This is a genomic window from Pseudoflavonifractor gallinarum (genome assembly GCF_014982855.1).
GTDB lineage: Bacteria > Bacillota > Clostridia > Oscillospirales > Oscillospiraceae > Pseudoflavonifractor_A > Pseudoflavonifractor_A gallinarum.
Genome location: NZ_JADCKF010000009.1, coordinates 143,032 through 168,792, shown reverse-complemented (window position 1 = coordinate 168,792; position 25,761 = coordinate 143,032). Strand labels below are relative to the sequence as shown.

The 25,761-nt window shown below is 62.5% G+C and carries 22 protein-coding genes and 1 pseudogene; 4 read left to right on the top strand and 19 right to left on the bottom strand.

The annotated features are described in order from the left end of the window. Both INF37_RS11095 and INF37_RS11090 read left to right on the top strand, forming a co-directional pair. Positions 1–581, top strand: a pseudogene (locus INF37_RS11095) (UxaA family hydrolase); the annotation flags it as partial. Between the two features lie 38 nt (positions 582–619). Beyond that, a complete protein-coding gene (locus tag INF37_RS11090) occupies positions 620–1,492 on the top strand; it encodes a fumarylacetoacetate hydrolase family protein (protein ID WP_193538324.1) in 873 nt (290 codons plus the stop codon). A gap of 56 nt (positions 1,493–1,548) precedes the next feature. Here the strand turns inward: INF37_RS11090 and INF37_RS11085 are convergent, their stop codons facing one another. The 17 genes from INF37_RS11085 to INF37_RS11005 all read right to left on the bottom strand — a co-directional run bounded on the left by INF37_RS11085 (position 1,549) and on the right by INF37_RS11005 (position 21,366). Further along, complete coding sequence (locus INF37_RS11085; protein ID WP_193538322.1) at positions 1,549–2,256, bottom strand: class I SAM-dependent methyltransferase; 708 nt, start codon at positions 2,254–2,256, stop codon at positions 1,549–1,551. Between the two features lie 84 nt (positions 2,257–2,340). After that, complete coding sequence (locus INF37_RS11080; protein WP_193538320.1) at positions 2,341–3,750, bottom strand: serine dehydratase alpha family protein; 1,410 nt, start codon at positions 3,748–3,750, stop codon at positions 2,341–2,343. Positions 3,751–3,790: 40 nt separating this feature from the next. Then, complete coding sequence (locus INF37_RS11075) at positions 3,791–4,672, bottom strand: isocitrate lyase/PEP mutase family protein (RefSeq protein WP_101691443.1); 882 nt, start codon at positions 4,670–4,672, stop codon at positions 3,791–3,793. Between the two features lie 34 nt (positions 4,673–4,706). Next, a complete protein-coding gene (locus tag INF37_RS11070; RefSeq protein ID WP_193538318.1) occupies positions 4,707–6,143 on the bottom strand; it encodes a glutamate mutase L in 1,437 nt (478 codons plus the stop codon). Positions 6,144–6,164: 21 nt separating this feature from the next. After that, entirely contained in the window at positions 6,165–7,301 is a 1,137-nt protein-coding gene (locus tag INF37_RS11065; RefSeq protein ID WP_193538316.1) for a 2-methylaconitate cis-trans isomerase PrpF family protein, read from the bottom strand. A gap of 36 nt (positions 7,302–7,337) precedes the next feature. Then, positions 7,338–9,200, bottom strand: a complete 1,863-nt coding sequence (locus INF37_RS11060) for a cobalamin-dependent protein (RefSeq protein WP_235964307.1) — start codon at positions 9,198–9,200, stop codon at positions 7,338–7,340. 6 nt (positions 9,201–9,206) lie between these two features. Further along, a complete protein-coding gene (locus tag INF37_RS11055) occupies positions 9,207–9,698 on the bottom strand; it encodes a LeuD/DmdB family oxidoreductase small subunit (protein ID WP_101691447.1) in 492 nt (163 codons plus the stop codon). A gap of 1 nt (position 9,699) precedes the next feature. After that, on the bottom strand, positions 9,700–10,890 hold the full coding sequence (locus tag INF37_RS11050; RefSeq protein ID WP_101691448.1) for a 3-isopropylmalate dehydratase large subunit: 1,191 nt from the start codon (positions 10,888–10,890) through the stop codon (positions 9,700–9,702). A 78-nt stretch (positions 10,891–10,968) separates the two neighbouring features. Beyond that, positions 10,969–13,284 (bottom strand): xanthine dehydrogenase family protein molybdopterin-binding subunit, encoded by a 2,316-nt coding sequence (locus INF37_RS11045; RefSeq protein WP_193538314.1) that lies wholly within the window; start codon positions 13,282–13,284, stop codon positions 10,969–10,971. After that, complete coding sequence (locus tag INF37_RS11040; protein WP_101691450.1) at positions 13,281–13,766, bottom strand: (2Fe-2S)-binding protein; 486 nt, start codon at positions 13,764–13,766, stop codon at positions 13,281–13,283. The genes INF37_RS11045 and INF37_RS11040 overlap by 4 nt, the downstream gene beginning before the upstream one ends. A gap of 18 nt (positions 13,767–13,784) precedes the next feature. Then, positions 13,785–14,654: an FAD binding domain-containing protein gene (locus tag INF37_RS11035; RefSeq protein WP_193538312.1), complete on the bottom strand. Its 870-nt coding sequence runs from the start codon at positions 14,652–14,654 to the stop codon at positions 13,785–13,787. A 33-nt stretch (positions 14,655–14,687) separates the two neighbouring features. Then, positions 14,688–15,584 (bottom strand): NAD(P)-dependent oxidoreductase, encoded by an 897-nt coding sequence (locus tag INF37_RS11030; protein ID WP_186963996.1) that lies wholly within the window; start codon positions 15,582–15,584, stop codon positions 14,688–14,690. Between the two features lie 216 nt (positions 15,585–15,800). Further along, positions 15,801–16,418: an amino acid synthesis family protein gene (locus INF37_RS11025; RefSeq protein WP_101691453.1), complete on the bottom strand. Its 618-nt coding sequence runs from the start codon at positions 16,416–16,418 to the stop codon at positions 15,801–15,803. A gap of 25 nt (positions 16,419–16,443) precedes the next feature. Beyond that, on the bottom strand, positions 16,444–17,298 hold the full coding sequence (locus INF37_RS11020) for a hypothetical protein (RefSeq protein ID WP_193538310.1): 855 nt from the start codon (positions 17,296–17,298) through the stop codon (positions 16,444–16,446). Positions 17,299–17,302: 4 nt separating this feature from the next. Beyond that, positions 17,303–18,814, bottom strand: a complete 1,512-nt coding sequence (locus INF37_RS11015; RefSeq protein WP_101691454.1) for a DUF362 domain-containing protein — start codon at positions 18,812–18,814, stop codon at positions 17,303–17,305. A gap of 75 nt (positions 18,815–18,889) precedes the next feature. Continuing rightward, positions 18,890–20,050, bottom strand: a complete 1,161-nt coding sequence (locus tag INF37_RS11010; RefSeq protein WP_101691455.1) for an amidohydrolase family protein — start codon at positions 20,048–20,050, stop codon at positions 18,890–18,892. Positions 20,051–20,256: 206 nt separating this feature from the next. After that, positions 20,257–21,366: a PTS transporter subunit IIC gene (locus INF37_RS11005; RefSeq protein WP_193538308.1), complete on the bottom strand. Its 1,110-nt coding sequence runs from the start codon at positions 21,364–21,366 to the stop codon at positions 20,257–20,259. Positions 21,367–21,807: 441 nt separating this feature from the next. Between INF37_RS11005 and INF37_RS11000 the strand changes: the two genes are divergently transcribed. After that, positions 21,808–22,704 carry a LysR family transcriptional regulator gene (locus INF37_RS11000; protein ID WP_101691457.1) on the top strand — a complete coding sequence of 299 codons (897 nt, stop codon included), beginning with the start codon at positions 21,808–21,810 and terminating at the stop codon, positions 22,702–22,704. A gap of 294 nt (positions 22,705–22,998) precedes the next feature. Next, positions 22,999–24,336 (top strand): NADP-specific glutamate dehydrogenase, encoded by a 1,338-nt coding sequence (gene gdhA, locus INF37_RS10995; RefSeq protein ID WP_193538306.1) that lies wholly within the window; start codon positions 22,999–23,001, stop codon positions 24,334–24,336. Between the two features lie 514 nt (positions 24,337–24,850). Here gdhA and INF37_RS15750 read toward each other — a convergent pair. Next, the gene (locus tag INF37_RS15750) at positions 24,851–25,552 is read right to left on the bottom strand and encodes an MSCRAMM family protein (RefSeq protein ID WP_193538304.1); all 702 of its coding nucleotides are present in this window, start codon (positions 25,550–25,552) and stop codon (positions 24,851–24,853) included. 11 nt (positions 25,553–25,563) lie between these two features. After that, entirely contained in the window at positions 25,564–25,698 is a 135-nt protein-coding gene (locus tag INF37_RS15885; RefSeq protein ID WP_268960709.1) for a hypothetical protein, read from the bottom strand. Positions 25,699–25,761 lie beyond the last annotated feature (63 nt).

Genomic DNA, 25,761 nt, shown 5'->3' with positions numbered 1-25,761 from the left:
ACATCCTGGCCCGCCGCGCCGCCACTCCCGAGGTCCGGGACCGCATCTTTGAGATCGTCCACCGCTATGAGGAGGCCCTGCGCCTGGTGGGCGAGGAGGTCCGTGAGGGCAACCCCTCCCCCGGCAATAAGACCGGCGGTATCACCACCCTGGAGGAGAAGTCCCTGGGCTGCATCCACAAGGGCGGCCACTCCCCCGTCAACGCCGTGTACGACTACGCCAAGCAGGTTGCCCCCAAAAGCGGCCTCGTGATCATGGACACCCCGGGCAACGACCCCTCCTCCGTGGCTGCCATGGTGGCCGGCGGCGCCCAGGTGGTGGTCTTCTCCACCGGCCGCGGCACCCCCACCGGCAACCCCATCGCCCCCGTCATCAAGATCACCGGCAACCGCATCACCTTCGCCAACATGGAGGATAACATCGATGTGGATGCCTCCCCCATCATCTACGGCGGAGATCTCACCCAGATGGGCGACGAGCTCCTGCAGCTGGTGGCCGACGTGGCCAGCGGCAAGCAGACCAAGGCTGAGTCTCTCGGCTACATGGAAATGGCCATTGCCCGCGTGTGCAACTACGTGTAATTTATTTACTCTCATCTGAATAAGAGGTGTACCATCCCATGGAATTCGTGACCTTTCTGCGGGACGGCATCCAGCTGCCCGGTCTGCTCACCGCGGACCGGCAGTGGGTGCTCTCCCTGGAGGAAGCGGGTCTGGGCGCGTGGTCCACTCTGACCGCCTTCATCGCCGACGCCGGTCCGGACCTGCTGGCCCGGGCTGCGTCGGCGTCGGCGCAGTCGGAGGGAACGCCCCTCTCCTCCGTGCAGCTGCTCGCGCCCATCCCAAAGCCCTGCCATGACATTCTGTGCGTGGGCGTCAACTACCGGGACCACCTGGAGGAGAGTGAGGCCGCAATGGGCAAGATCGCCCATCAGGACAGCGTCTATTTCTCCAAGCGCGCCCACATCATGACGCCCCATGACGCCACGATTGACGGTCATCTGGATCTGGACCCCTGTCTGGACTACGAGGTGGAGCTGGCCGTTGTCATCGGCCGGGAATGCCGCAATGTGGCTCCGGAGGAAGCGGAGGACTATATCTTTGGCTACTCCGTTTTCAATGACATGTCGGCCCGGGGCATCCAGATGCGGCACAACCAGTGGTACCGGGGCAAGAGCCTGGACGGCTTTGCCATCATGGGTCCCACACTGGTCCACAAGAGCGCCCTTCCCTTCCCCATCGAGGTGGACGTGTGCAGCCGAGTCAACGGCGAACTGCGTCAGAGCAGCAATACCCGGCTGTTTCTCGCGGACATCCCCCATCTCATCTCTGAGCTCTCCCATGGCATCACACTGGAGCCCGGCGACATCATTGCCACCGGCACCCCCGCCGGGGTGGGCATGGGCTTTGACCCGCCCCGCTGGCTCAAGAGCGGCGACACCGTGGAGTGCGAGATCCAGGGCGTGGGTCTCCTGCGGACCCACATCCGATAACATCTCCCCACCAAACATGCAGGCGGGAGGATCTGACCGATCCTCCCGCCTGTTTTTTATTTCTTTTTTCCCAGATAGAGCAGCTGGGTACAGCGCTGGATGCCGTATGCGGCGCAGTCCTTCTGGATCTGCCGCGCCTCTTCCAGAAGCGCCTCATACTCCGGCTTCCCGGCCGCTTTCTTTTCCACCAGCTCTACCAGCTTGGCATTTTTGGTCTCCAGCTTCCGGTCCATCTCGGGCTCTTCCAGAAGCTCTGCCGTGCGCACCTCCTGGAGCGGAAGGCGGCTCAGGATGGCAAGGATCTCCTCCTTCTTCCAGGTGGGACGCTGAAAGCCCCCCGAGAGCATATCCAGCTTAGCCTCCAGCGTATGCTGGGCAAAGTGGACCTGCTGAGGGCGGTTCTGACCGTCGGAGAACATCTCATTGATGACCAGCCACCCGCCCGGCCGCAGCACCCGGAGCATCTCATGGAGCACTGCGTCATAGTCCTCGATGTGGTGCAGGGTGTTGGAGAGGGCCACCACCTCAAAGGTACCGTCGGCAAACTCCATATGGGCCCCCTCTCCCACCTGGAACTCGATCCCCTTGTCCCCGTTTTTCTCCCGGGCCTGCTCCACGGTCCGGGTATCGCTGTCCAGGCCGATGATCCGGGAGCCCTCCGGCATGACCTCCGCCAGGCTGAAGGCAAATTCTCCAAACCGGGTCCCCACATCCAGGGCCAGGCCCTGGTTCAGTTCGGGCAGATATTCCTTTAAATGCAGCATATGCCGCGCCTCCTATTCTGATTTGGCAAACTGCGCCCCCGGTCCTCTTCCCAGGTCCGGGGGCGCAGTGCATATCGCCGTGTCTTACGGCTGTACCAGGACGATCCCCAGCCGCTTTGCCGCTTCCTCCGCCTGTGCCAGGGACGGGGAGGCATCCCGCAGCACCAGGCGGCCGCCGCCGCGGTTGAGGGTATCCACCATACAGGTCATCTCATCGGTGGTAATGGTGATCTTCTGGAGGGAGGGCTCATGCCCCTCTACGATCTCCACTTCAATCCCGTCGTCCTTCACCATCTGCACGGCCTTGTTGTACATGGCATAGTCCGAGGTGGATGCCCCGTACACCGCGCCCATCAGAACGCCCGGGATGTTGATGGAACGGCGGGCAAACAGCTCGGGATAGAGCTCCACCCGTACCTTGCGGATGGTCCCCTTGACCAGCTCATGGCAGATGCGGGCCGCGTTGGTGGGGCTGCCCACCGCCTGGCTGCTTCCGCCCACCACAGCGTCTCCCAGGGTGTGGAGAATGCTCTCGGTCCCCTGGGCCAGCTGCTTGGCCTTGGCCTTGGCCTTTTCCAGCGTCTCGGCCATCTTCTTGGCCTCGGCATCCCGGACGGCCTGGCTCACCAGGGATTCCACCGCGGGCTTGCGCTTGAAGAAGGGCTCCATATACTCCACCACGGTGGGCACCAGGTGGCGGCCCGACTCCACATGGACCTCTGCGGCCATGGCCAGCATTACGTCAAATGGGACGTTGACCGTCATATCCACCTTCATGCACAGCCGACCGGCATACATACCCATCAGGATGGCGCCGCCCACGTGGGTGGTGCACAGGGCGGGCACCAGCACCCGGGGGGTGCAGGGCACGCCGATGGTGGGCGAGAGGGCCAGCACCATGGCCTTCTCCATCTGCTCGGGGGTGCCGCCCCCGATGGAGACGGTGGCCGCCGCAATGCAGGCGGAACCGGCGCCGAAGCCCTCCATATTACACCCGGTGGTCACCTTGCCCACCCGGAACAGGCTTCCGATCTTGATGACCAGCGCGGCGGTCTCGGCCACCGTCTTGTCATCATAGCCGTGAACCATCATGGCCTTGATGAATCCAGAGTAGGGACAGGAATCGCCCGTTCCGGCGCAGGGGCGCAGACCCACGCAGTGGTTGCCCACCTGGGCGCCCAGGGTGTAGAGCAGGGCGTCGTCCAGGAAGGAGTCCTCAAAGCATTTGCTTCCCTCCTGCGCGGCCAGCTGGGAGGCTACCGTGCCCAACAGGATGCTCTCGCCGTCCTTGACACCGATCTCCACCGCCTTGAGGTTGTGGGCATATTCTTCCATGATCCCCGTGAGGATCTCCTCCCGGGACTTGCCGGTGCGCAGCTCGGTCTCCACCAGGACCACGTCCACCACTCGCACGCCGTATTCCTGAGCGACGGCCACCATCTCACTGACGGTCAGGGGCAGTTTTTCCTGGATCGCAGCTCTCATGTCAGGCATTGGTTCTCCTCCTTTTTCCGTATATGACGAATGGGTCGTCTTACTTTACCACGCGGCCGGTGGCGTAGTTGGCCTCGATGGCCCGGATCTCCGGCAGTCCCATGATCTCATTGAACTGGGCGAAGGGGATCATGGTGTCGATGAGGGTCTCGGTGGTGTCGTCCCGGCGCATGCCCTCCCACAGGTCCACCATGGCCTTGGTAGTCACATAGACCGACGCGGTGGGGTAGATGATGAGGTTGTAGCCAAACTCGGAGAGCTGAGCGTTCTTGAACATGGGGGTACGGCCGCCCTCCACCATGTTGGCGAGGGTCAGGCAGCCGGGCAGCTCCTCATTGATGCGGCGCATCTCCTCCTCGGACTCGGGAGACTCCACAAAGAGGATGTCGGCGCCGGCCTCCTTGTAGGCATGGGCGCGCTCCAGCGCGGCGTCGATGCCGTGGACCGTGCGGGCGTCAGTGCGGGCCATGATCATGAAGTTGGGATCCACGCGGGCGTCCACCGCGGCCTTGATCTTGCCCACCATCTCCTCCATGGGGATGACCTCACGGCCCACCATGTGGCCGCACTTCTTGGGCATGACCTGGTCCTCCAGCTGAATGACGGCCACGCCGGCCTTCTCATACTCCCGAACGGTGCGCATCACATTGACGGCGTTGCCGAAACCGGTGTCCGCATCGGCGATCACGGGGACGCCGGCGCACTCCACCATGTTGGCAGCCCGGGCCACCATCTCGCTCATGGTCATGAGGCCCACGTCGGGCTTGCCCAGATGACTGGCGGACTGGCCATAGCCGGTCATGTACACCGCGTCAAAGCCCAGGCGGCCGATGATCTTAGCGGTAAGCATATCATGGGCTCCGGGTGCCACAATGGTCTTCTTGGAAGCAAAGAGCTCCCGGATCTTCTTCGGTCCGTTCATGAAAATCACTCCTAAATTTGATGTTTTAGATCATTTATTCTTCCGTTGCGGCTCCCACATACTCCTTGAGGAAGGAGCAGGCCGCGTCGGGATAGTGTTTGCCCAGAACGCCCATGGCGTAGAGGAGATAATTCCGGTCCAGGATCACATCGGGCTCCTCCAGCGGGAGGAGGGAGATCCCCGGCTCTTCAAAGCTCCGCAGGACCATGGTCCGTCCCGCCGCCTCCTCGGTGTGGACGAAGATGCCGCCCACACAGAGCACCCGGTGCACATGGCGCAGATCGCGTCCCATGGCGGTTCCCGCCATGATGCCCATGACCGGGTCCTCCACCTCGGCGTAGTGGCCCGCATGGCGGCGCAGAGCCGTGCGGATGGCGCAGGTGGCCATGGCTCGCTCCAGCATCCGCTCCTCCTCGGTCTGGGGGATGTAGTCGGGCTGGTCCTCCAGCTTCTGTGCAAAGGCCAGCACCCCCTCCGGGGTCGTCCCGTCCGGGTCGTCCATGGCCCGGAGGATGGCGTTGGGTCCCACTGCCTCGGGGATGCCGGTGGCACTCACCCGCAGGCCCAGGTTGCCCTCCACCGTGCGGTAGGCAAACTGCTTTTCGTTGTTGATGACCAGGCCCCGCTCCTCAATGGTGAGCTTTTCCAGCTCCGGCAGGATGGAGTGGATGTCGGTGGTGGCGCCGCCGATATCCACCAGGATGAGGGAGCCCGCCCCCTCCTGCTCATAGGTGCCCCGGGCCAGCAGCTCGCTGGCCAGCAGCACTGCGCCGGGGGTGGGGACCACTGTATGGTCGGCCAGACTGTCCCGGAACTCCATCAGGCCCTTGGCCCGGGTGATCTGTTTGATGAACTGCTCGTGGATGGCCTCCCGGGCGGGCTTTACGTTGAGCTCGTGGATGGTGGGCATGATGTTGGGCACCCGTACATAGGACACCCCCGCCCGGGCCAGCTTTTCGGCCACCTCCCGCTGGGCATATTTGTTGCAGGCGATGATGACGGTGGCCCGGCTGTGGAGCTCGCAGATCATCTCCGCGTTTTCCAGGGCACAGCTCTCGTCCCCCCCGTCCGTCCCGCCCGAGAGCAGGATGATGTCGGGGTTGATCTCCAGGAGCACCTCTTTCCGGTAGGCGAGTGGCTCCTCGGCCGAGACCACCTGCATGACCCGGGCTCCGGCAGTCATGGAGACCTCTTTGGCCGCCTTGGCGGTGACCCGGGGCATATACCCCAGGGCCACCATCCGCAGGCCGCCGGCGGCGCTGCAGGAGCTGTACCGCTGTACCGCCTCGTCAAAGTCCACGCCCTGCTCCCGGATGCTCTGTTCGGCCCGGGCCGCCCCGTCCATAATGTTGTCCAGTGTGGTCAGGGACTGACCCCGGCCCAGAAAGGTGAATTTACCCCGCTCCAGCCGGAAGGCAGCCGCTTTCGTATAGGTACTGCCTACGTCGTAGACCAGCGTATTGGCACGCATGTGGCACTCCTCCCGTTTTGCTCAGTCCTCGTCGGGCACCAGGGCATAGCCCTCCATGAGACGGCGGGCGGTGCGCACCAGCGCCGACTTCTTCACCTCGTTGCCCTCCACGGCGGCCACCACGGGGATGACGCCGGCGGGATGGCCGATCCGGATGGTGTCGATCGCATCGATGTGGGGGATGACCTGATTGACGATGGTGCCCTTGATCTTGGCCGCCGCGCCGGTGCAGGCGGTGGCGGTGCCGGCATAGGTCTTGTGGAGCACCTGCATGAACATCAGGCGGGAGACAAAGTCCACATCCTCCTTATGGATGGTCTTGCCGCTGGTGAAGTCCACATAGTCGGCCGCCTCGGTGACAAAGGCCACCATGGGGAAGGCGGGAGAATGCTTGGTGGCGTCGGCGGGGTCCTTGGCCATGCCGATCATGGCGCAGCACTTGGAGCGGATCTCTTCCAGATAGGCCAGCAGCTCCTTGTTGCCGTCGATGACGTCGGGGGTCTCGGTCCCCTTCATGCCCACATCCTTCGCGCGGACAAAGACGCAGGGATTGGCCACGTCCACAATGGAGACCTCAATGGGACCACGGCTGGTCTCCAGGGTGTCCACCGGGTGGCCGGTGGGCAGGACATTGCCGGTGGCCGCGCCCGCGGTGGAGGCAAAGTCCAGCAGGATGGGGGCGCTGGTACCGGGCACGCCAGCGATGGCGCAGTCTCCCTTGACCCGGGCCTTGCCGTCCTTCACCTGGACCTCGGCATAGAGCATCTTGCCCGTGTTGGTATTGTGGATGCGCACCCGGGTCACCGGCTCCACCGCCTTGACCAGGGACTCGTCGATGGCAAAGGGACCCACGCCGGAGGAGATGTTGCCGCAGTTGCCCTTGTAGTCCACCACCCGGTCGGTGATGGAGACCTGAGCGAAGGTGTAGTCCACATCGGCGTCCGGCCGGGAGGGAGGCCCGATGATGGCCAGCTTGCTGGTCAGGGGGTCCGCCCCCGCCAGGCCGTCGATCTGGCGCACATCGGGGCTGCCGAACAGCCGCAGGATCAGCTCATCCCGCTCCTTGGGATCGGTGGGCAGGTCGTTTTCCTTGATATAGATACCCTTGCTGGTGCCGCCGCGCATGATGACAAGGGGAATTCGTTTTTGCTCGCTCATGGCTCTCACAGCCTCCTGTCTGAAAAATGGAGTCTCTTATTTCTTAGCTTTCTTCTCCTGGATGAGCCGGGTGATGGTCTCCAGGCACTGCTCGGGGGTGGAGTCCGGTCCAAAGAAGGCGTCTACGCCCAGGAAGCTCACGCCCTCCTTCTTGATCTTCTCCTCGTAATACTGGTGCTCCTCTTCCTTCTCGGCGATGCGTCCGCCGGCCCAGACCACCATCTTGTCCCGCAGGCCCAGCTCCTTGAGCCGCTGCTCCACACGGGGGAAGAGGGTGCCGCCCAGGCCCAGCAGGTTGCTCACGCCCACGGCGTCGGCGTTGGCCTCGGCCGCCACCTCGGCCACAGTCTCGGGCAGGTTCATGCCCCGGAGGAAGACCACCTCATAGCCCGCGTGCTGGAAGGTCTCCCGGATGAGATTGATGCCGTTGACGTGGGCGTCGGCGCCCACCGTGGCCAGTACGATCTTCTCAGGACGGGTGGGCTCCTTCTCGGGCTCCACCTGGATGTCCTCCTTGGTGACGGCCACCCGGCTGGGATCGATCCCCAGAGGTGTGTAGCCGGGCACGTAGCGCTTGATCCCGTCGGGGTCCCGGTTGACCTTGACGAACCGCTTCAGGTCCCAGCCGCCGGCACGGGGGCAGTCCATCCGGCCGCTCTTGCCGCCCTCCACGATGAGGTCGATGAGCTCGGTGTCCTTCCACTGCATCCAGAAGGCGGGAGTGATGTCCTTGGGCTTCAGGCTGCGCTCGGGCAGGTGGAGCACCGCCTCCAGCACCGCCATGGCCTCCTCCAGGATCTCCGCCTTGCGCTCGGTGATGCGGCTGTCCTCGATGTCCACGGCATAGGTGTTGGTGAATACGTTCTCAGTGCCCCAAATGGCACGGCCCATGGAGTCGCCGGTGGGGATGCCCACGCTCTCGGCCGCCTTGGGCCGGTAGAAGTCGGCGCCGCCCAGCTTGGCGTTGACCGCCATGCGGGCGAAGTGGGCCGCCTCGGCGATCAGGTCGCCCGGAGGGCTCTGGAAGGTCTCAGGCACCACGATGAGTCCGTCGCTCCACAGGGTCTCCCGGAAGGCCCGCATCAGGGCCAGGTCGGCAAAGATATTGATGCCAGCAATGTTCATCTGAATGGCGGAGAGCTCCCGGGGCAGTCCGGCGTGGATGGCCAGACCCTCGGCCAGCAGGCACATGGCCAGGGCCATGCCGTCGGTACCGCCGATGTTGTTCAGGTGCTTGTGGGAATCCAGCTGCACATAGATCTTGTTCTCGGCGCAGATCTGGAGGGCCTTATAGCCGTTGACCACCTTGGTGCGGTAGTCGTGGATGCCGCGTCCGCCGAAGTGGACGTGGATGACGGGGCCGATGTCGGTGCCGTCAAAGCCCGCGATGAGAGCGTTCAGAATGGAGAGATGGGGGGTATCGCCCGTGGCGTTGATGCGCACCGGATGGCGGGAACCGCCGCCCATCTGAATGAACTCCCGCTCACCCTTGGGGGTGATGCCGCCCTTGCCCCGGGACTGCTCAATGAGCTCCCGGCCCTTCAGAGGGTCGATGTGGCGGGTAGCCTCCGAGTGGACAAAGTGGAAGATGGTCTCGTCCAACTTCTCGGCAAAGGCGTACATCTCCTTGGACTCCTTGAGGGTCTCCTCGGCGGTGTTGCGTCCCAGGATGGGGTTCTGGACCGGCCAGCCCCGCTCTCTGGCCTTCAGGGCCAGCTCATGGATGCGGTAGCCGCTGCGGACCACGCCCGCCACCTCTCTGGGATAGGGGGCGGGAAGGCCCACCACTTCTCCGTTCTCGTCCAGATCGGGCATCTCCACGCCGAAGCAGTCGGCATAGGCGCGGACCGCCTCAATATCTTCCCGGATGATCCGTTTGGTTTTTTCCTGCATATCCATATTCACTCACTCCATTCCCAGCTCGGCGCGGACCCGGGGGATCAGGCCGCCATAGGCCAGTGTCTTCAATACATTTTCCGCCAGAGGCGGGAAGGTGTACTCCACTCCGTTCACCGTCACTTTGCCCTGCTCCAGGTCCACCTCGGCCAGGTCGCCGGTCTTGACCTGTCCGGCCAGATCGGCCGCCCACACCGGAAGTCCGATGTTGATGGAGTTGCGGCGGAAGATCCGAGCAAAGCCCTTGGCCATGATGAGGGACACGCCCCGCTGCTTGAGGGCGATGGGGGCCTGCTCCCGGGAGGAGCCGCAGCCGAAGTTGCGCCCAGCCACCAGGATGCTGCCCGGCTCATAGACGGCGTTGAAATCCAGTCCGGCCAGTCCCGCCATGGCAAAGCCGCCCAGCTTGTCATAGGGCTCGGCCATCGCATAGCCGGGGAGGATCTGGTCGGTGTCCACATCGTCCCCCAGGACGATGATCTTTCCCTTGATGATTTCCATGTCAGTCCTCCTTCTCCGGCACGGTGATGACCCCCGCCAGAGCGGTGGCCGCGGCGGTGGCCGGCGAGGCCAGATAGATATTGGCCTTCATGCTGCCCATGCGCCCGGGGAAATTGCGGTTGGTGGTGGAGACCACCACGTCCCGCTCGCTGGTCAGGCCCTCATGGGCGCCGAAGCAGGGGCCGCATCCGGGGTTGAGGACGGTGGCGCCCGCGTCCCGGATGATCTTGCACCAGCCCCGCTCCTCCATCTGGTCCAGCACCTCCCGGGAGGCGGGGACGATGAGGGTATTCACATCGGGGTGGACATGCTTTCCACGGAAGGCCTTGGCCACCTGCTCCATGTCGTTGAGGCGTCCATTGGTGCAGGAACCCACCACCACCTGGGTGACCTTGGTGCCTGCCACTTCCTTCACCGGCACCACATTGGCCGGAGAGAAGGGCCGGGCGATCTGTGGCTCCATGGCGGAGAGGTCCAGCTCGCGGGTCTCCACGGTGTCCGGCTCTTTTTCCTCGGTGCCGAAGAGGGTGATCATGGCGCCCAGCTCAATGCCCATGTTGCACACGGTCATCCGCTCCTCCACCGGGAAGTCGGCAATGCCGGGGCCGGTAAAGAGGAGGGCCCGGTCCACCAGGTAATCAGTGCCGAAGAGGCTGCCCAGATAGAGGATCAGGTCCTTGCCGAACACATTGGCGGGCCGTTTTCCGCTCAGGTGGATCTGGACCACCTCGGGGACTTCCAGGTCCAGTTTTCCGGTGGCCATGGCAGCGGCCAGCTCGGTGGAGCCCACGCCCACGCCGATGGCGCCGTAGCCGCCGCAGGTCCCGGTGTGGGAGTCGGCGATGACCACCAGTTCTCCGGGCTTGGCCCGGTGCTTCTCATACATGAGCTGATGGATCACGCCCTCGCCCCGCTGGTAGAGGTGGACCCCAAACTCCCGGGCAAAATCGTCCATGGCCCACACGCTGTTGCGGGCCTTCTCGCTGGCGGCGGGATAGATGTGATCCACAATCAAGATCACCCGGTCGGGATCAAAGACCTTCTTCACGCCGATCTGGCGAAACATATTGATGGCAATGGGGGCGGTCACATCATGGGCCGCCACATAGCTGACCCGGCAGGACAGATCCTGTCCCGGTCTGGCCTCGGCCACACCGGCGGCCTGGGCCAGGTACCGCTCGATACAGTTCATAGCCGTTCACTCCAATTCGTTCCGGTTTGTATCACAGGGAAACAGGCGGAGAGACCCACGGGTCTCTCCGCCTATGGGTCATTTCTTGTTCAGCTCCCGCATGATGTCCAGGTGCTGGATGGGAAGCTTGCCGAAGCGGATGTTCAGCGCATTTTCCACCGCGTCGGCGGTCGCCGGGATGGTGGGGATCAGGGCGGGCTCGCCCACGCCCTTGGCGCCGAAGGGTCCGGCCTCTCCGTTGCCGCTCTCCACCACGATGGGGTAGATGGTGGGGGCGTCCATGGAGGTGGCCAGCAGATACTTGGAGAACACCGGGTTGGTGATGCGTCCGTCCTTGGTCTCGATCTTCTCCAGCAGGGCAAAGCCGGTACCCATGACCACGCCGCCCTCGATCTGTCCTTCCACCGCCTGGTGGTTGACCGCGGTGCCCACATCGTGGGCCGAGATCACGTTGAGCACATCCACCAGACCGGTCTCGGTGTCCACCTCCAGGTCCACCAGAGTGGCGGCGTAGGAGTACACCTCGAAGGGAATACCGAACATATCCGCAGGGTTGAGTCCGGTGGTCTTGGGGTTATAGGAGCCGCAGCCCAGCGCCAGCTTGCCCAGACGCTTCATCTCACCCATCAGCTCCGGATAGGTCATCTTGACCGTGGGGTCGGCGGCGGAGAAGATCTCCCGATGCCGGAACACAAGCCCCTCCACCGGGACCTTCAGATAAGCCGATGCCACTTCGGCCAGGGTTGCCTTGGCCATGCGGGCCGCCAGCATGGTGGCGCTGCCCGAAATAAAGGTCTGGCGGCTGGCGGAGGTAGCGCCGCCCTCGGGGGTGACCTGGGTATTGGCGGCGGTGACCCGGATGTCCTCATATTCGAGGCCCAGCTCCTCCGCAGCGATCTGTGCCATGGCGGAGGTGGAGCCCTGGCCGATGTCGGCACAGCCAACCATCAGGTTGACGCTGGCATCGGGGAGCACTTCCACGAAAGCGCCCGCCGGGTTGGGAAGGCCGGTGTTGCCGATGCCGTAGTACATAGCGCCATATCCTCTGCCGCGACGCTTATGGGGCGCGGTGGGCACACAGGGAGGCAGGACTTCCGCCGCCTTTTTCTTCACCGCTTCCAGGCACTGCACAAATCCCACGCCGTCGTCCAGCACCTGGCCGGTGGCCGTCATGGAGCCCGGACGGTGGGCATTGAGGATGCGGATGTCGATGGGGTCCATGTTGAGCGCCTTGGCCAGTGCGTTCATCTGACCCTCATGAGCCACGGCCACCTGAGGCACGCCGAAGCCGCGGAAGGCGCCCGCCATGGGATTGTTGGTATAGTAGAAGGTGGCGTCCACCCGGACGTTGGGGATCTCATAGGGGCCGGCCGCATGGACGGCGGCGCGGGTGATGACCGCGGGGCCATAGGAGGCATAGGCGCCGGTATCGCCCAGCAGCGTGGCCTCCACGGCCAGGATCTTGCCGTCCTTGGTGGCGCCGGTCTTATAGTGCATCTTCATGGGGTGGCGCTTGGAGGAGACCATGGTGGACTCCTTCCGGCTGCGCACCATCTTGACCGGGCGGTTGGTATAGTAGGAGAGCAGGGCCGCATGGCACTGGACCGAGATATCCAGCTTGCCGCCGAAGCCGCCGCCGGTGGTCACCTGCACCGAGCTGACCCGGTTGTTGGGGAAGTTCAGCATGGCCGCCACCTCACCCCGGTCATAGTGGGGGTTCTGCGTGGAGGCGTACACCGTCATGATGCCGTTTTCATAGCTGGCCAGGCCGCTGTCCGGCTCAATGAACATATGGGAGAGCATGGGGGTCTCATAGTCGTTCTCGATGATGATGTCGCACTTGGCAAAGACCTCGTCCACATTTCCGTGCTCCAGGTGCTTGCTCTGGTGGACATTGGTGTCCCCGTGGATCTTGGGGGCATCTGCCTGGGCGGCCCGCTCCACCGAGAGGACCGGCTCGATCTCCTCATACTCCACCCGGATGGCCGCCAGCGCGTCCTCCAGCAGGTCGGGCGTTTCGGCTGCCACCACGGCAATGGCGTCGCCATAGCGGCGGATCTTGTCGTCCACCAGGATGGGCTCATCCTTGAGGATGATGCCGATACGGTTCTTGCCCGGAATGTCCTTGGAGGTCAGCACACAGGCCACCCCCGGAATGGCAAGCGCCGCGGAGGGATCAAAGGACTTGATGTATCCGGCCGTGATCGTGCTGCGGAACACCCCGCCGTAGAGCATGTTGGGCATCTCCAGATCGGCGGCAAAGCGGGCGGTCCCCCGGACCTTCTCCATGGTGTCCTTCTTGACCACGCTCTTGCCCAGAACCGCGTGACTGGCCTGGACCGCGCTGGTCACCTCCAGCTTTTCCTGCTCTAAAACCTTGGTCTCCGGCTTCATACGGCAGCCCCTCCCTTCGCGTCCCGGGCCATCTCCACGGCCTGGATGATCTTGCTGTAACCGGTGCAGCGGCAGAGATTGCCGGACATGGCCCGGCGGATCTCCTCATGGGTGGCCTTGGGATTGCGGTCCAGAAGGGCCTTGGCCGAGAGGATCATGCCCGGCGTGCAGTAGCCGCACTGTACCGCGCCCGCCTCCACAAAGGCCTGCTGGATCTCGTCCAGCTCGCCGTTTTCCTTGCCCACACCCTCCAGGGTGATGACGCTTCCGCCCTCCACCTGGCCGGCCAGCATCAGGCAGGAGGTGACCGCCTCGCCGTTGTAGATAACGGTGCAGGCGCCGCACTCGCCCTCGCCGCAGCCTTCCTTGACGCTGAGCATGCCCATGTCCTCCCGCAGGAAGTCCACCAGGCGCTTATTGGGATCGGCCTGAACCGAGACGTCCCGGCCGTTGAGGTTGAATCGAATCGTGATCTGTTCCATCTCTGCTTCCTCCTCGCCTCACATCAGGCCAAACTGGGTGAGGATCTGATCAAAGCACCGGCGGGCGGCGCCCCGGACACCCTCCCGCTTGTAGACGACCGAGGGCCGGTTGGCGATGGCCGCCTGTACCGCGTCGGTAAAGAGCGGCAGGGTTCCCTCCAGAGCCTCCTTCGTCAGAGGAAGTCCCTTCAGGGCCTCCTCCAGCGCGGGCACCCGCATGGGGTGCTTGCTCACGGCACCCAGGATTACCCGGGCATCCTCCACCCGGTTGTCCGCGGTGCGCTTGATGTACACGCTCACCGCCAGCACCACAATGGCCAGGGACTTGCGCTTGCCGATCTTGAAGTATCCCACCGCCTCGTCCTTGCCGGGGGCGGGGAAGCGCACCTCGGTGAGCAGCTCGTCGGGCCGGATCTGGCAGTTGCCCGGGCCCTGGTTAAACTCCTCAATGGTCATGATCCGCTCGCCGCGGGTGCTCTTGAGCACCACTTCGGCCCCGTAGGTGAGGAAGACCGTGGGCGAGTCGCCGGCGACGGAGGCGTTGACCACGTTGCCGCCGATGGTGCCCAGGTTCCGGATCTGGGGGGAGCCCACATGGATGACCGTCTCATAGAGGGCGGGCAGATGCTCCTGCACGTAGGGGTGGCGCTCCAGGGAAGTGAAGGTATCCAGCGCGCCCAGCTTGACCAGGCCGTCCTCTTCCTTCACATAGCGCAGCTCGGAAATCTTGCTGATATCAATGACATGCTCGGGGCGCTTGACCCCTTCGTTGATCTCGATGACCACGTCGGTGCCGCCGGCCACCACGGCGCAGCTGGCCTGATGCTGTTCCAGCAGGGAGAGGGCCTCCTCCACAGAGCGGGGGGCATGATAAGTAAATGGCTTCATCACCACATAACTCCTTTCTGTGCGCAGGCCGCCTTATTTCCCGGTCCCGCGGATCTTGGCGCCGGTCAGGTCCTCCCAGACCTTGACCACGGAGGACATATCCTCCCGGCCCTGGCCCTTGGCCCGGGCCGCCTCATAGACCTGCACCGCAGCGGCGGTCATGGGCAGAGGCACCTTCTCATCCCGGGAGGCCTCCAGGGCAAGGCCCAAGTCTTTGTACTGGAGATCCACGGCAAAGCCGCCGGTGAACTGGTCGGCCATGATGAACTTCTCCAGCTTGGCGTCCAGAGCATAGCTCCGGCCCGAGCTGACCGAGATGACCTCCTTCATGGTCTCCACCGACAATCCGCACTTGACGCCCAGGGTCAGGGCCTCGGCCAGAGCCGCCATATTGCAGCCCAGCAGGAGGTTGTTGACCATCTTGATGGCGTCGCCGCCGCCCACCTCGCCGATGTGGTAGATGTTCTTGCCCAGCACATCGAACACGGGCTTGACCTTCTGGAAGGTCTCGTCGTCGGCACCCACCATGATGGTGAGGGTACCGGCGGTGGCGCCGGACACGCCGCCGCTGACCGGGGCGTCGATGTAGGAGATCCCCTTCTGGGCCGCCTTCTGGGCCATGGCCTTGGTGCTGTTGGGGGCCACGGAGCTCATGTCGATGATGACGGTACCCTTCTTGCAGTTGTCAAAGACGCTTCCCTTGCCGGTCATCACGCCCTCTACGATCTTGGCGTTGGGGAGGGAGCAGATGATGACGTCCACCCGGGCGGCCAGTTCTCCGGCGGTGGCGGCGCCGATGGCGCCCTTGCCCTCCATCTCTTTTACCGCAGCCTCCACCACATCGAAGGCGTGCACTTCATAGCCGGCGGCGATCAGATTGCAGGCCATAGGCTTACCCATGGCGCCCAGACCGATAAATCCAATTTTCATCTTTAACCACTCCACTTCTCAAATTTCCATCCTTCGGGCCGTTGCGGACCACGACTGCGCGTTCTCTCTGCTCTGTCTCAGTCGGGATCCGCAACGACCCGCGCATATCCTTACGTTACATCGGTGTGTCATGCGGTGATTTTGAAAAAGCCCCCTCCGAGCGCCGGATCGGACGGACGGAGGGGGCACCTCAGTCATGCATTGGCTTGGTACGGATCAGCGCAGGCCATCCTCGCACTTGGCTTCGGACTTCTGGAGGCCGCCGATCCGGCCAGCGCCGTTGACGGTGGCATGGGGACGGCCGCCGTCGGAGAGGACCACGGCCATGATGATCTCATCGGCCTTGGGGGCGTCGGGCACACGGACCTCGAAGGAGCCGTAGTGGGTGCGCACGAAGGCGGCATCCTTGTAGTGCAGGGAGATGTCCAGGGAGGCGCCCACGCCGGCCACCTTCTCGTTGGAGGGGATGATGGACTTGCCGCCGCCGATGGCGTCACGGATGGGCTTGCCGGCCTTGGGATGCAGCATGGCGGAGGAGTGCTCCAGCTCGCCGTCCACGCCGACCAGGCAGCCCTTGCCGTAGGTCTCCACGTTCTCGGCGCCCAGCAGCTCCGCACCCTTGCGGGCCAGCAGGTCGCCCAGATACTCGCCGTACTCGGTCAGCTCGCTCAGATCCTCCTGCCACTTGCCGGCATAGGGATTCTTGATGACCGCCGCCACGGAGACCGTCTTGATGGACTTCTTCTCGCCGTTCTCTACGGGCATGTCCGCGCCGCCCTCGTAAAAGACTTCTTCCAGGTTGGTGACGATCTTGCGAATCTTAGGCTCTTTCATGGAAAAACACTCCTTTTATTCAAAACTAGGTTATATTCTCTTCCAAAATTCCATTTGGGTCATAGGTGACGGTCACACCCTGCACCGTGGCGATGCAGACCAGAAGGTTTCCTCTGCGGTACTGTTCCTCCGCCTCCCGCAGCACCTGTTCCAGCGCCCGTTCCTTCTCCTCCCGGCTCAGGGGCTCTACGGACACCACCACAGGGAGGTCGGCAATGTCGCTGTCCGGGTCCAGCTCGCCCGCCAGGCGGGTATGGACGGCCGGGGAGTCGATGCAGGAGCGGTCGGCCAGCAGGGTGGCCAGGGCGTCGGCCTGTGCGCAGCGGCGGGAGAAAACCGTCACTCCACTGGCGATTCCAGTGGTCAGGCTCCGTCCGCCCAGCCCGCTGGTGGCGACTCCGCCCACGCCCTTTTCGGCGGTCAGGTGGACCACCCGGTCCACTCCGCCCCGCTCCAGATCATAGAGTACGCCAAGCCCCAGGCTCTGGCCGGGCGCCAGGCGGAGGGCGATGTCTCCGCCGTTGTTGGCGGTGACTTTCTCGGCCCCCTGCGCAAAGAGGAAATCGGCTACCGCGTCAGCCACCGTTCCGGCCACCGCCGCCATGGGGGTGAGCCAGGGGTCTCCGGTCCGGAGTACCGCACGGGCCATGGTCTCACCCGCTCCGGTGAGCTGTTCCAGCTCCACCTGGGGGGGATACCGGCGGAGCATCTCCAGGGATGGACGCAGATCCTCCAGACAGGCGGCAATGACCGGGAATGCCGCGCGGCACAGCTGCGTATCCCCTTCCCCGTTCCGGCTGGCGGTGATCACCATGGAAACGGGTCCAAAATCCACGAACACCTGTCCCGGTTTCAGGTTCTGCATCACATCCGCTGTCATAGGCTTACCCCTGCTCCACTTCCTTGCGGAGTTCCTCCGCGGGGCGGATGCAGTCCATGTGGCCGCCGATGGCCTCATAGTCGGCTCTGGTCATGGTGTATTCCACCGGAGCCACCGTGGCTGGGGTGGGCACCCAGGTAAAGCCGTGGTCCACCACCTTGCCGGCATCCACGATAAAGTTGATGCCGCCGCCGGGGAGCACGTAGGCGGGGGCGCCGCCCACGGTCAGCACTGCCTTGCCCTCATGGACCGCCTTGGTGATGGCCACCGGCTTGGAGCACACGCCGCCTCGGGCGCTGCCGCCGGTTCCGCCTACGTACATGACAGAGGCCAGAGAGGACTCACAGTTGTTGGTAATGTCGTCGGCCAGGGCCGCGGCCTTTTCGGTCAGGGGGATCTCCTTCACATCGCCGTCAGCCTGGACCTCAAAGAGAGCGCGGATCTCGCCGGTGGTGTTGGTCACCAGGATCTGCATTCCGGCCTTGGCCCGGGTCATGTCCACGCTCTTGATGGCATCCCGGGGGGTGGCAATGGTGGTGCCGCCAATCCCGGTGCCATGCTCTCCGAAGTAACGGCCCCGGGAGGACTTAGTGGCGTTGGGCACCACGCCGCTCCACTCCATGCCCACCTCAGCGCCGGCCAGATGCTCGGTGAAGAGGCCCACCACATGGTGGTCGATGACGATGACCTCGTCCACCGCTTCCTTCATCTTCTTGGCAAAGAGTCCCACGGTGGCGCTGCCGCAGCCGATGCGCATCTTGGACTCCTCCACGCCGTTGATGACGGGGGCCTTCCCGGCCTGGACGCGGATCTTGATCTTCTTGTTGACCGAGAGCTCCACCTCTTCGCCGTTGGCCAGCTCCACGATGGTGCGGGCCACGGTAAAGCCGTCGGGGCCGGTCAGCTTATTAGCGCCGCCCACAGCGATCATCTTGGAGCCATACTCCTCCGTGTTGACCATGCCAACCAGCTTGCCGTCCCGGTAGACGGGATCGCCCTCTTCTCCGATGTAGGTATTGGTATCCAGCTTGACCGTGACGCCCGAATAGCTCAGAGGCGCCTCGGTGACCACCGTGACGACCTCCACCCCGTCCCGGACCTCCGAGACGATGTGGGGAGCGGGCCGGATACAGGGATAGTTGGTTCCCGCGCCCACGGCGGTAATGACGGGCCCGTTCAGGCGGGAATCCGGATAATGTACGGCGTCGTTCTGGAGCACCAGCTTCCGGTTGCGCACCAGCTTGCCGTTCTCATTGGTATAGCGCTTACAGGCACCGGTATGTCCCACGGGCACATGGCACTGCACCGGGCAGGAGGAGCATACCACGCTCCCATCCGTGGACTTCTCCGGACGGGAAATGGCGCCGAACTTACAAACGCGGGTACAGATGCCGCACTCGGCACACTTCTCTTCATCGACCACCGCTTTGCGCTCCACAATGTGGACCGCATCCAGCGGACAGTTCTTTTCACACAGGGTACAGCCCTTACAGGCCTCCTGATTCACCACGACCATGGCGGTCTCGCCTCCTTCTATACCTGGGTCCGCTCCGGCGTCTCCAATCCCCGGAGCGGACCGGGTCTTCTGTTTTTATACCACCTTGGCCGCGCGCTTGCAGGGCGGGGTGTTGCGGCTCTTGGTCACCTTGACCTCGCCGTCGATGAGCACGATGCTGATGCCGGGGATGTCGCCGCACTCAAAGGCCTCGGCGGCGGTGTTGGCCACGGAGCCCATGGGGGCATCCATGCACACCAGATCGGCCTCGCGGCCCACGGCGATGACGCCGGTGTTCAGGCCGTACACCTTGGCGCTGTTGCCGGTGGCCATGCAGACCGCCTGGGCGCCGGGGATGCCGGAAACGGAGGACACCTGGCAGATGTTGCGCAGGATGCCCAGGGGGATGATGCCGGTGCCGGAGGGGGCGTCGTTGCCGAAGATGATCCGGCCCAGCTGTCCCTTCTCCTGCGCGCGGCGGGCCACATAGTCGGTGACCTTGGGGTTGCCGCACTGGACGATCTCCATGGCGAACTCGGTCTCGTCCATCAGCTTATCCACCTCGTGCAGGGGAACTGCGGTGGGGCCGCCGTTGATGTGGGAAATGACGTCGGGCTTGGTGGCCATGACCTGCTCAGCGGTGACGGTGGAGCTGCCGGGGATGGAGGTGCCGCCGGTGTGCATCTGCACCTTGAAGCCGTGCTTGTGGGCCCACTCCACCATGGGAGCGGCATCGGCGGGATCCTTCACGCTGCCCAGGCCGATCTCGCCCACGGTCCAGACGCCCTGCTCCTTCAGGTCGATGAAGTCCTGCTCGGTCATGCCCTTCTCCAGGATGACGCTGCCGCCATGGACCTTGACGCCGGCGGGGCGGAGGGCTGCGAAGGACTTGTGGGCCAGGATGGCCAGAGCCTTGGTGCCGGCGGGGTCCTTGGGACGGCCGGGCATATGGCACTCACCAGCGGAGATGATGGTGGTCACGCCGCCGTGGAGCTCGCCCTCGATGAAGTTGCTGGCAAACTGACGGTGGGCATAATCCCCGATGGTGGTATGTACATGGGTATCGAAGAAACCGGGGGCCACGGTGGCGCCTGCGGCGTCGATGACCTTGTCCGCCTCCACACCGTCGGCCACGCTGCTGTTGCCGACGGCTGCGATCTTCTTATCCGTGATGACAATGGTATCTCCGTCCAGGACGGGATGCTCGATGTCTCCGCTGAGGATCATACCGATATTTTTGATGATCGTGGAACCCATAATGACAATCTCCTTTCAACCTTTGGGCGGTTTCTGCCGTCCACTGCTTGTCTGTTGCAACGTGATACCAGTGCCGCCCAACTGGATGGGTGGGTACCGGCAAATCATTTCGCCGGAAGGAACCGGGGCATCCATTTTTCAACGGAAGCCCCGGCGCCAGCGTTTGAAACTAAGTCCGGGTCCTGTCCTTGTACCCTTCGTCTCTCTTATACCAGTTTGTAGTCGCCAAACTCGATCCAGCCCTTCTTGCGCATGAACTCCGAGATGACCCAGGAGAGAATGGCGGGCAGGACGAAGCAGATCAGGATCATGCCGATCCAATCCATCGCGCCGGGAGTGAGGGCGACCTCGCCCATCTTCACGGCAGCCTCAGAGGGATTCAGCCAGCCGGTCACCACACCGATGGGGCCCACGATACCGGAGGTGCCCATACCGGAGGAGATGGGCGCGCCGTTCATACGCAGGCTGAACAGGCAGGTGGCAATGGGGCCGGTGATGGCGGCGGTCAGCGTGGGGGGGATCCAGAGGATGGGCTTCTTCAGCAGGTTGGGTACCAGCAGCATCGAGGTGCCCAGGCCGATGGAGGCCAGACCGTTGAGCTTGTTCTCACGGTAGGAGCAGACTGCAAAGCCAACCATCTGAGCACAGCAGCCGGCAACCGCCGCGCCTCCGGCCAGGCCTACCAGACCCAGGCCGGCGCAGATGGCCGCAGAGCTGATGGGAAGGGTCAGAATGATACCCACAATGACCGACACCAGGATACCCATCAGGAAGGGCTGCTGGTTGGTGGCCCACATGATGATGGTGCCCAGCCACACGGCAAAGGAGCCGATGGGCGGTGCGATCAGATTGGCAACCAGAACACCCACACAGATGGTGACGGTGGGGGTAATGATCAGGTCGATCGGTGTGCGCTTGGAGACCAGCTTACCGGCCAGGATGGCCACCAGGCTGACGAAATACACCGCCAGCGGTCCGCCGGCCGCGCCCAGCTTATTGGCCACCAGGCCAACGGTCGCCAGGGAATAGAGGACATAGGGATCGGCCTTCATGGCGTAAGCGATGGCCATTGCCATGGCCGCACCCTGGATCTCCTTGGTGTAGGCCGATACCTCCGCCAGGAAGGTTCCGACCGCTCCAGGGGTGAACTGACCGATCGTACCCAGGATGGTACCGATCAGCAGCGAGGCGAACAGACCGTGCGCCATGCCGCCCAGGCCCTGGATGAAGATGCGGTTGAACGAGAACTCGATGTTCTGTTCCTTCATGTACTTGCGGAATCCTGTCAGTTCTTGCTTGTTTGCTTGCTCAGACATAGACGTTCCTCCCTCTCTGAAACTTACACTCAACTGTGCTTTTTTGGGGGTGGGGAATGCGATGCCGGCTTCTGGCGCCTTCCAATTGCCAGCGTTTATACCACGTTCCACACGGGGAACGCAATATACTCAACAGACGTAAGGGCCCCTGCGGACCCCTGCTTTCCTTTTCCATATCAAATGCTTTTGCGCTCTCTTGAACCAACGAAAATTATATATTATAATTTATATGACACAAAGCCGTTGATATGTCTACATTTTTTCTTTTCTGTTCTTTTTACTTTTACATATTGACTAATTTTGTTCTTTCTTTTATGCTGAAATTATATCATTTCACCTCTCTCTTTTCAAATACTTTTACAATCTGCAACTTTGTTCATATATATTTTAAATATATAATTCGCTCCTAAAACGTCAAAAAGAACGGAGGTATTTTGTGCAATGACTCTAAAACAGCTGGAATACTTTCTGGAGATTACTCGAATGGGCAGCGTGACCAAAGCAGCACAGAATCTAAATATCTCTCAGCCTCCCCTAAGTCTACAGTTAAAATCCCTGGAGGAGGAGCTGGGTACCCCGCTCTTTATCCGCAATAAGCGCCATCTGGAAATCACGTCGGAAGGACGCCTGCTGCGAGAGCGGGCGGAGGCCATCCTCGCCCTTCTGGAAGAGACGGCCCACGATATTCAGGTCGCCGCGCAAAACAAAGAGTCCGTGATCCGGATCGGGTCCATCGGCTCGGTCAACAATCGTCTGCTTCCTCAGATCATAGCGCGCTTCTGCCGCGAATATCCTTATGTACACTTCCAGGTGCGCGAGGGCCGCACCGACACGGTGCTCCGGGATCTGGAGGGCGGAAATGTGGACTTTGGCTTTGTCCGTGAGCCCTTCAATGTGGCGGGCTTTCGTTCCCTCCCCATTCAGGACCCGGTTCTGAGCCTGGGGGAAAACGACTACTTTGTGGCCATTGCCCTGCCTCAATTCTTTGATTTCTACTACGAGGGGGGACATCTGGCTTCCACTCCTCTGGAGGCCCTCCAGGGAAAGCCCCTGGTGATCCATCAACGCTACCGGGAAATGCTGCTCAGCGCCTGCCGCAAGCGTGGCTTCAGTCCCCACATCATCTGTGAAAACGGCGAAATCCAGTCCTCCCTCAGCTGGGCCAGCGCCGGGATCGGCATCGCCATCGCCCCCTACACCTCCGCCGCGATCAACAGTGACCCCAATCTGGTCATTCGCCGGCTGGAATCCTTCTCCCTCTGCCCCCGTGTCTGTCTGATCTGGGACCCGCTGGTCAATCTCTCTCCCGAGGCAATGGCCTTTATGGCCATGATCTGACAACTCATCCGTCATCTGATGTCATTTTTGCAAGTATTAATTCATACTCATGCAAATTTTATCTCTTTTTTTGAAAAATCTATTGACAGCACCCCTACTTCTGGTTTTATAATAGGCCATGCTTTCAGTTGGAGTATAAGTCAGTTTTGGATGCGAGGCCCGTTCCGCGCTCCATTCCGCCGATTGCAACGTATCTCTCAATACCTTGCAGTTTGATTCCGAGTGAATGCAGCCGAGCCGCCGCAATACCCCTAATCGCGGGGACTGCGCAACCAAAACAGGAGGTCTTTTGTTATGGAGTATGTTGATCAGGTACTAGCCGCCGTCAAAGAAAAGAACGCCTATGAGCCGGAGTTCCTTCAGACCGCTACCGAGGTTCTGGGTTCTCTGCGCCGTGTGGTGGAGCAGCACCCCGAATACCGCGACGCCAAGCTGCTGGAGCGCCTGGTGGAGCCTGAGCGCATCATCACCTTCCGGGTACCCTGGGTCGATGACAAGGGCGAATATCAGATCAACCGCGGCTTCCGGGTGCAGTTCAACAGCGCCATCGGTCCCTACAAGGGCGGCCTGCGCTTCCATCCCAGCGTCAACCAGAGCATCATGAAGTTCCTGGGCTTTGAGCAGATCTTCAAGAACTCCCTCACCGGCCTGCCCATCGGCGGCGGCAAGGGCGGCAGTGACTTTGACCCCAAGGGCAAGAGCGATAACGAGGTCATGCGTTTCTGCCAGAGCTTTATGACCGAGCTCTATCGTCACATCGGCCCCGACTGCGATGTGCCCGCCGGCGACATCGGCGTGGGCGGCCGTGAGATCGGCTATCTCTACGGCCAGTACAAGCGTATCACCGGTCAGTACTGCGGCGTGCTCACCGGCAAGGGCCTGACCTACGGCGGTTCTCTGGCCCGGACCGAGGCCACCGGCTTCGGCGTCATCTATCTGGCTAACCAGGTCCTCACCCATCGCGGCAAGAGCCTGGAGGGCAAGAAGGTCATCGTCTCCGGTTCCGGCAACGTGGCCATCTATGCCGCCAAGAAGGCTCAGGAGCTGGGCGCCACGGTCATCGCCATGTGCGACTCTAACGGCTACATCTATGATAAGGACGGCGTGGACATCGCCGTGATTCAGGACCTCAAGGAGGTCCGCCGTGCCCGGATCAAGGAGTATGTCTCCGCTCGCCCCAGCGCCGAGTACCACGAGGGCTTCCGCGGCATCTGGAACATCCCCTGCGACATCGCCTTCCCCTGCGCCACCCAGAACGAGATCGATCTGGACGCCGCCAAAGCGCTCATTCAGAACGGCTGCTGGATGGTCTGTGAGGGCTCCAACATGCCCTCCACGCTGGAGGCCATGGAGGCCTTTGAGCAGGCCGGCATCCTCTTTGTCCCCAGCAAGGCCGCCAATGCCGGCGGTGTGGCCGTCTCCGCGCTCGAGATGAGCCAGAACAGCCTGCGACTCTCCTGGACCTTCGAGGAAGTGGACCAGCGCCTCCAGGGCATCATGGCCAACATCTATCAGAACATGTCCTCCGCCGCTGCCGAGTACGGCAAGAGCGCCGACGACTTTGTCTCCGGCGCCAACGTGGCCGCCTTCCTCAAGGTGTCCAACGCCATGATGGCCCAGGGTCTGGTATAACCCTTCGCCGCAATCAGTCTGTAGACATACCATTTCGAAAGAAGTGCCATATTTTTAAGGTGCTTCTCCATACCCTTCCACATATTGAGACGCCGGGGTCCGTTTTGGACCCCGGCGTCTTGTGCTGTACGCCTCTATCCCATACCCCACTCCAGGCCGGGACAGCGTTCCATATTCCATTCATAAGAAGCGGCATCCTCCGAGGCACGCAGAACCAGTCCCTGCCCCGGGGCAAGCCGCAGAAAAAGCCAAGCCCCATGACCTCTCTCCCACAGGCGAAGCACATAGGCGCCTGCCCGCAGATGGTCAAATACCGCCATCCCGCTGCTCCGGGGTTCGTGGCTGGAGTACGTGCAGCTCCCACAGCGCTGGAGGGTGATCTGAAGGGCTCCGGCCGCTCCCAGCGGCGCACTCACCCGCAGCCAGCTTTGTTTCAGCGCGGGGCGAAGGCATCCGTTCTCCGACCGTTCCTCTTCCCCACACAGACAAAAAGAATGCCCTGTCCAGCTCCAGGTTACTGGCTCTTTTTCGCTTTTACCATATACTGCCCGCTGCCAACGCCGCCAAAGAGATACTTCCCCTCTGTATTCGTCTTGGTCGTGGCAACGAGCCGCTCTTCCCCGGCACTTACCGCAAACAGACCCACAAAGCACCCGGCCACCGCGTTTCCGCTCTGATCCCGGATCACCCCGCTTACCGTGCCGTTATAGGTGCGGGTATCCACCACCATGGTCATGATGATGTTGGCAATAGATCCTCCGGTAATGGTCGCGATCATCGGGGCAGAGGGAAGATAGCCGTCGGCCGTGGCCAGCAGCGTATACACGCCGTCCGCCACGTCATAGAAGGCAAACTCCCCGTCCTTTGCCGTGTAGGTGGAGGCAATCACCGTATCGCCGCTGTTTTTCAGCGTGACCTTTGCGCCGCTCAGCGGGACAGCCGCACTCTCCTCCATCACTTGGACCACGCCCGCAATGGCGCCCAGCGCCAGCGTGGCATCCAGCGCACAGATCAGTGCGACCTCCGTGGTGTCTCCCACGGCAAGCGTTACCCCGGCTGCAGGACTGAGGCGGTAGCCCTGCTTGACCGCCGCCACCGTGTAGGTCCCCGCGGGGATCCCGTCCATCGTGTACTCACCGTTGTCGTCGGTCATGGTGTGCTTGAAGGGAACCCCTTTATCATCAAAGATCTTTACCGTAGCACCGGGGATGGGCACCGTCCCGTCAGTTACCTGGCCGTAGAGGGTGGCAAAGGAACCGGCCGCGGGGACAGACTCAGATTGATGTCCGCCTCCTGCATTCCCTCCACGGCAAAGGGCTGACTATATTGCAATCCCAGCAGATCCTGCTTGATTTCGGGCATAAACGTGACCTCCTGAAGAAATCAGGCATACAGATGCCTGCGGTGCCCAATCTGGCGGGCACC

What these genes read in the sequence shown, in the direction of transcription:
- INF37_RS11090 (WP_193538324.1), top strand. Translation starts at nt 620, where the DNA reads ATGGAATTCGTGACCTTTCTGCGGGACGGCATCCAGCTGCCCGGTCTG.
- INF37_RS11085 (WP_193538322.1), bottom strand. Translation starts at nt 2,256, where the DNA reads ATGCTGCATTTAAAGGAATATCTGCCCGAACTGAACCAGGGCCTGGCC.
- INF37_RS11080 (WP_193538320.1), bottom strand. Translation starts at nt 3,750, where the DNA reads ATGCCTGACATGAGAGCTGCGATCCAGGAAAAACTGCCCCTGACCGTC.
- INF37_RS11075 (WP_101691443.1), bottom strand. Translation starts at nt 4,672, where the DNA reads ATGAACGGACCGAAGAAGATCCGGGAGCTCTTTGCTTCCAAGAAGACC.
- INF37_RS11070 (WP_193538318.1), bottom strand. Translation starts at nt 6,143, where the DNA reads ATGCGTGCCAATACGCTGGTCTACGACGTAGGCAGTACCTATACGAAA.
- INF37_RS11065 (WP_193538316.1), bottom strand. Translation starts at nt 7,301, where the DNA reads ATGAGCGAGCAAAAACGAATTCCCCTTGTCATCATGCGCGGCGGCACC.
- INF37_RS11060 (WP_235964307.1), bottom strand. Translation starts at nt 9,200, where the DNA reads ATGGATATGCAGGAAAAAACCAAACGGATCATCCGGGAAGATATTGAG.
- INF37_RS11055 (WP_101691447.1), bottom strand. Translation starts at nt 9,698, where the DNA reads ATGGAAATCATCAAGGGAAAGATCATCGTCCTGGGGGACGATGTGGAC.
- INF37_RS11050 (WP_101691448.1), bottom strand. Translation starts at nt 10,890, where the DNA reads ATGAACTGTATCGAGCGGTACCTGGCCCAGGCCGCCGGTGTGGCCGAG.
- INF37_RS11045 (WP_193538314.1), bottom strand. Translation starts at nt 13,284, where the DNA reads ATGAAGCCGGAGACCAAGGTTTTAGAGCAGGAAAAGCTGGAGGTGACC.
- INF37_RS11040 (WP_101691450.1), bottom strand. Translation starts at nt 13,766, where the DNA reads ATGGAACAGATCACGATTCGATTCAACCTCAACGGCCGGGACGTCTCG.
- INF37_RS11035 (WP_193538312.1), bottom strand. Translation starts at nt 14,654, where the DNA reads ATGAAGCCATTTACTTATCATGCCCCCCGCTCTGTGGAGGAGGCCCTC.
- INF37_RS11030 (WP_186963996.1), bottom strand. Translation starts at nt 15,584, where the DNA reads ATGAAAATTGGATTTATCGGTCTGGGCGCCATGGGTAAGCCTATGGCC.
- INF37_RS11025 (WP_101691453.1), bottom strand. Translation starts at nt 16,418, where the DNA reads ATGAAAGAGCCTAAGATTCGCAAGATCGTCACCAACCTGGAAGAAGTC.
- INF37_RS11020 (WP_193538310.1), bottom strand. Translation starts at nt 17,298, where the DNA reads ATGACAGCGGATGTGATGCAGAACCTGAAACCGGGACAGGTGTTCGTG.
- INF37_RS11015 (WP_101691454.1), bottom strand. Translation starts at nt 18,814, where the DNA reads ATGGTCGTGGTGAATCAGGAGGCCTGTAAGGGCTGTACCCTGTGTGAA.
- INF37_RS11010 (WP_101691455.1), bottom strand. Translation starts at nt 20,050, where the DNA reads ATGGGTTCCACGATCATCAAAAATATCGGTATGATCCTCAGCGGAGAC.
- INF37_RS11005 (WP_193538308.1), bottom strand. Translation starts at nt 21,366, where the DNA reads ATGTCTGAGCAAGCAAACAAGCAAGAACTGACAGGATTCCGCAAGTAC.
- INF37_RS11000 (WP_101691457.1), top strand. Translation starts at nt 21,808, where the DNA reads ATGACTCTAAAACAGCTGGAATACTTTCTGGAGATTACTCGAATGGGC.
- gdhA (WP_193538306.1), top strand. Translation starts at nt 22,999, where the DNA reads ATGGAGTATGTTGATCAGGTACTAGCCGCCGTCAAAGAAAAGAACGCC.
- INF37_RS15885 (WP_268960709.1), bottom strand. Translation starts at nt 25,698, where the DNA reads ATGCCCGAAATCAAGCAGGATCTGCTGGGATTGCAATATAGTCAGCCC.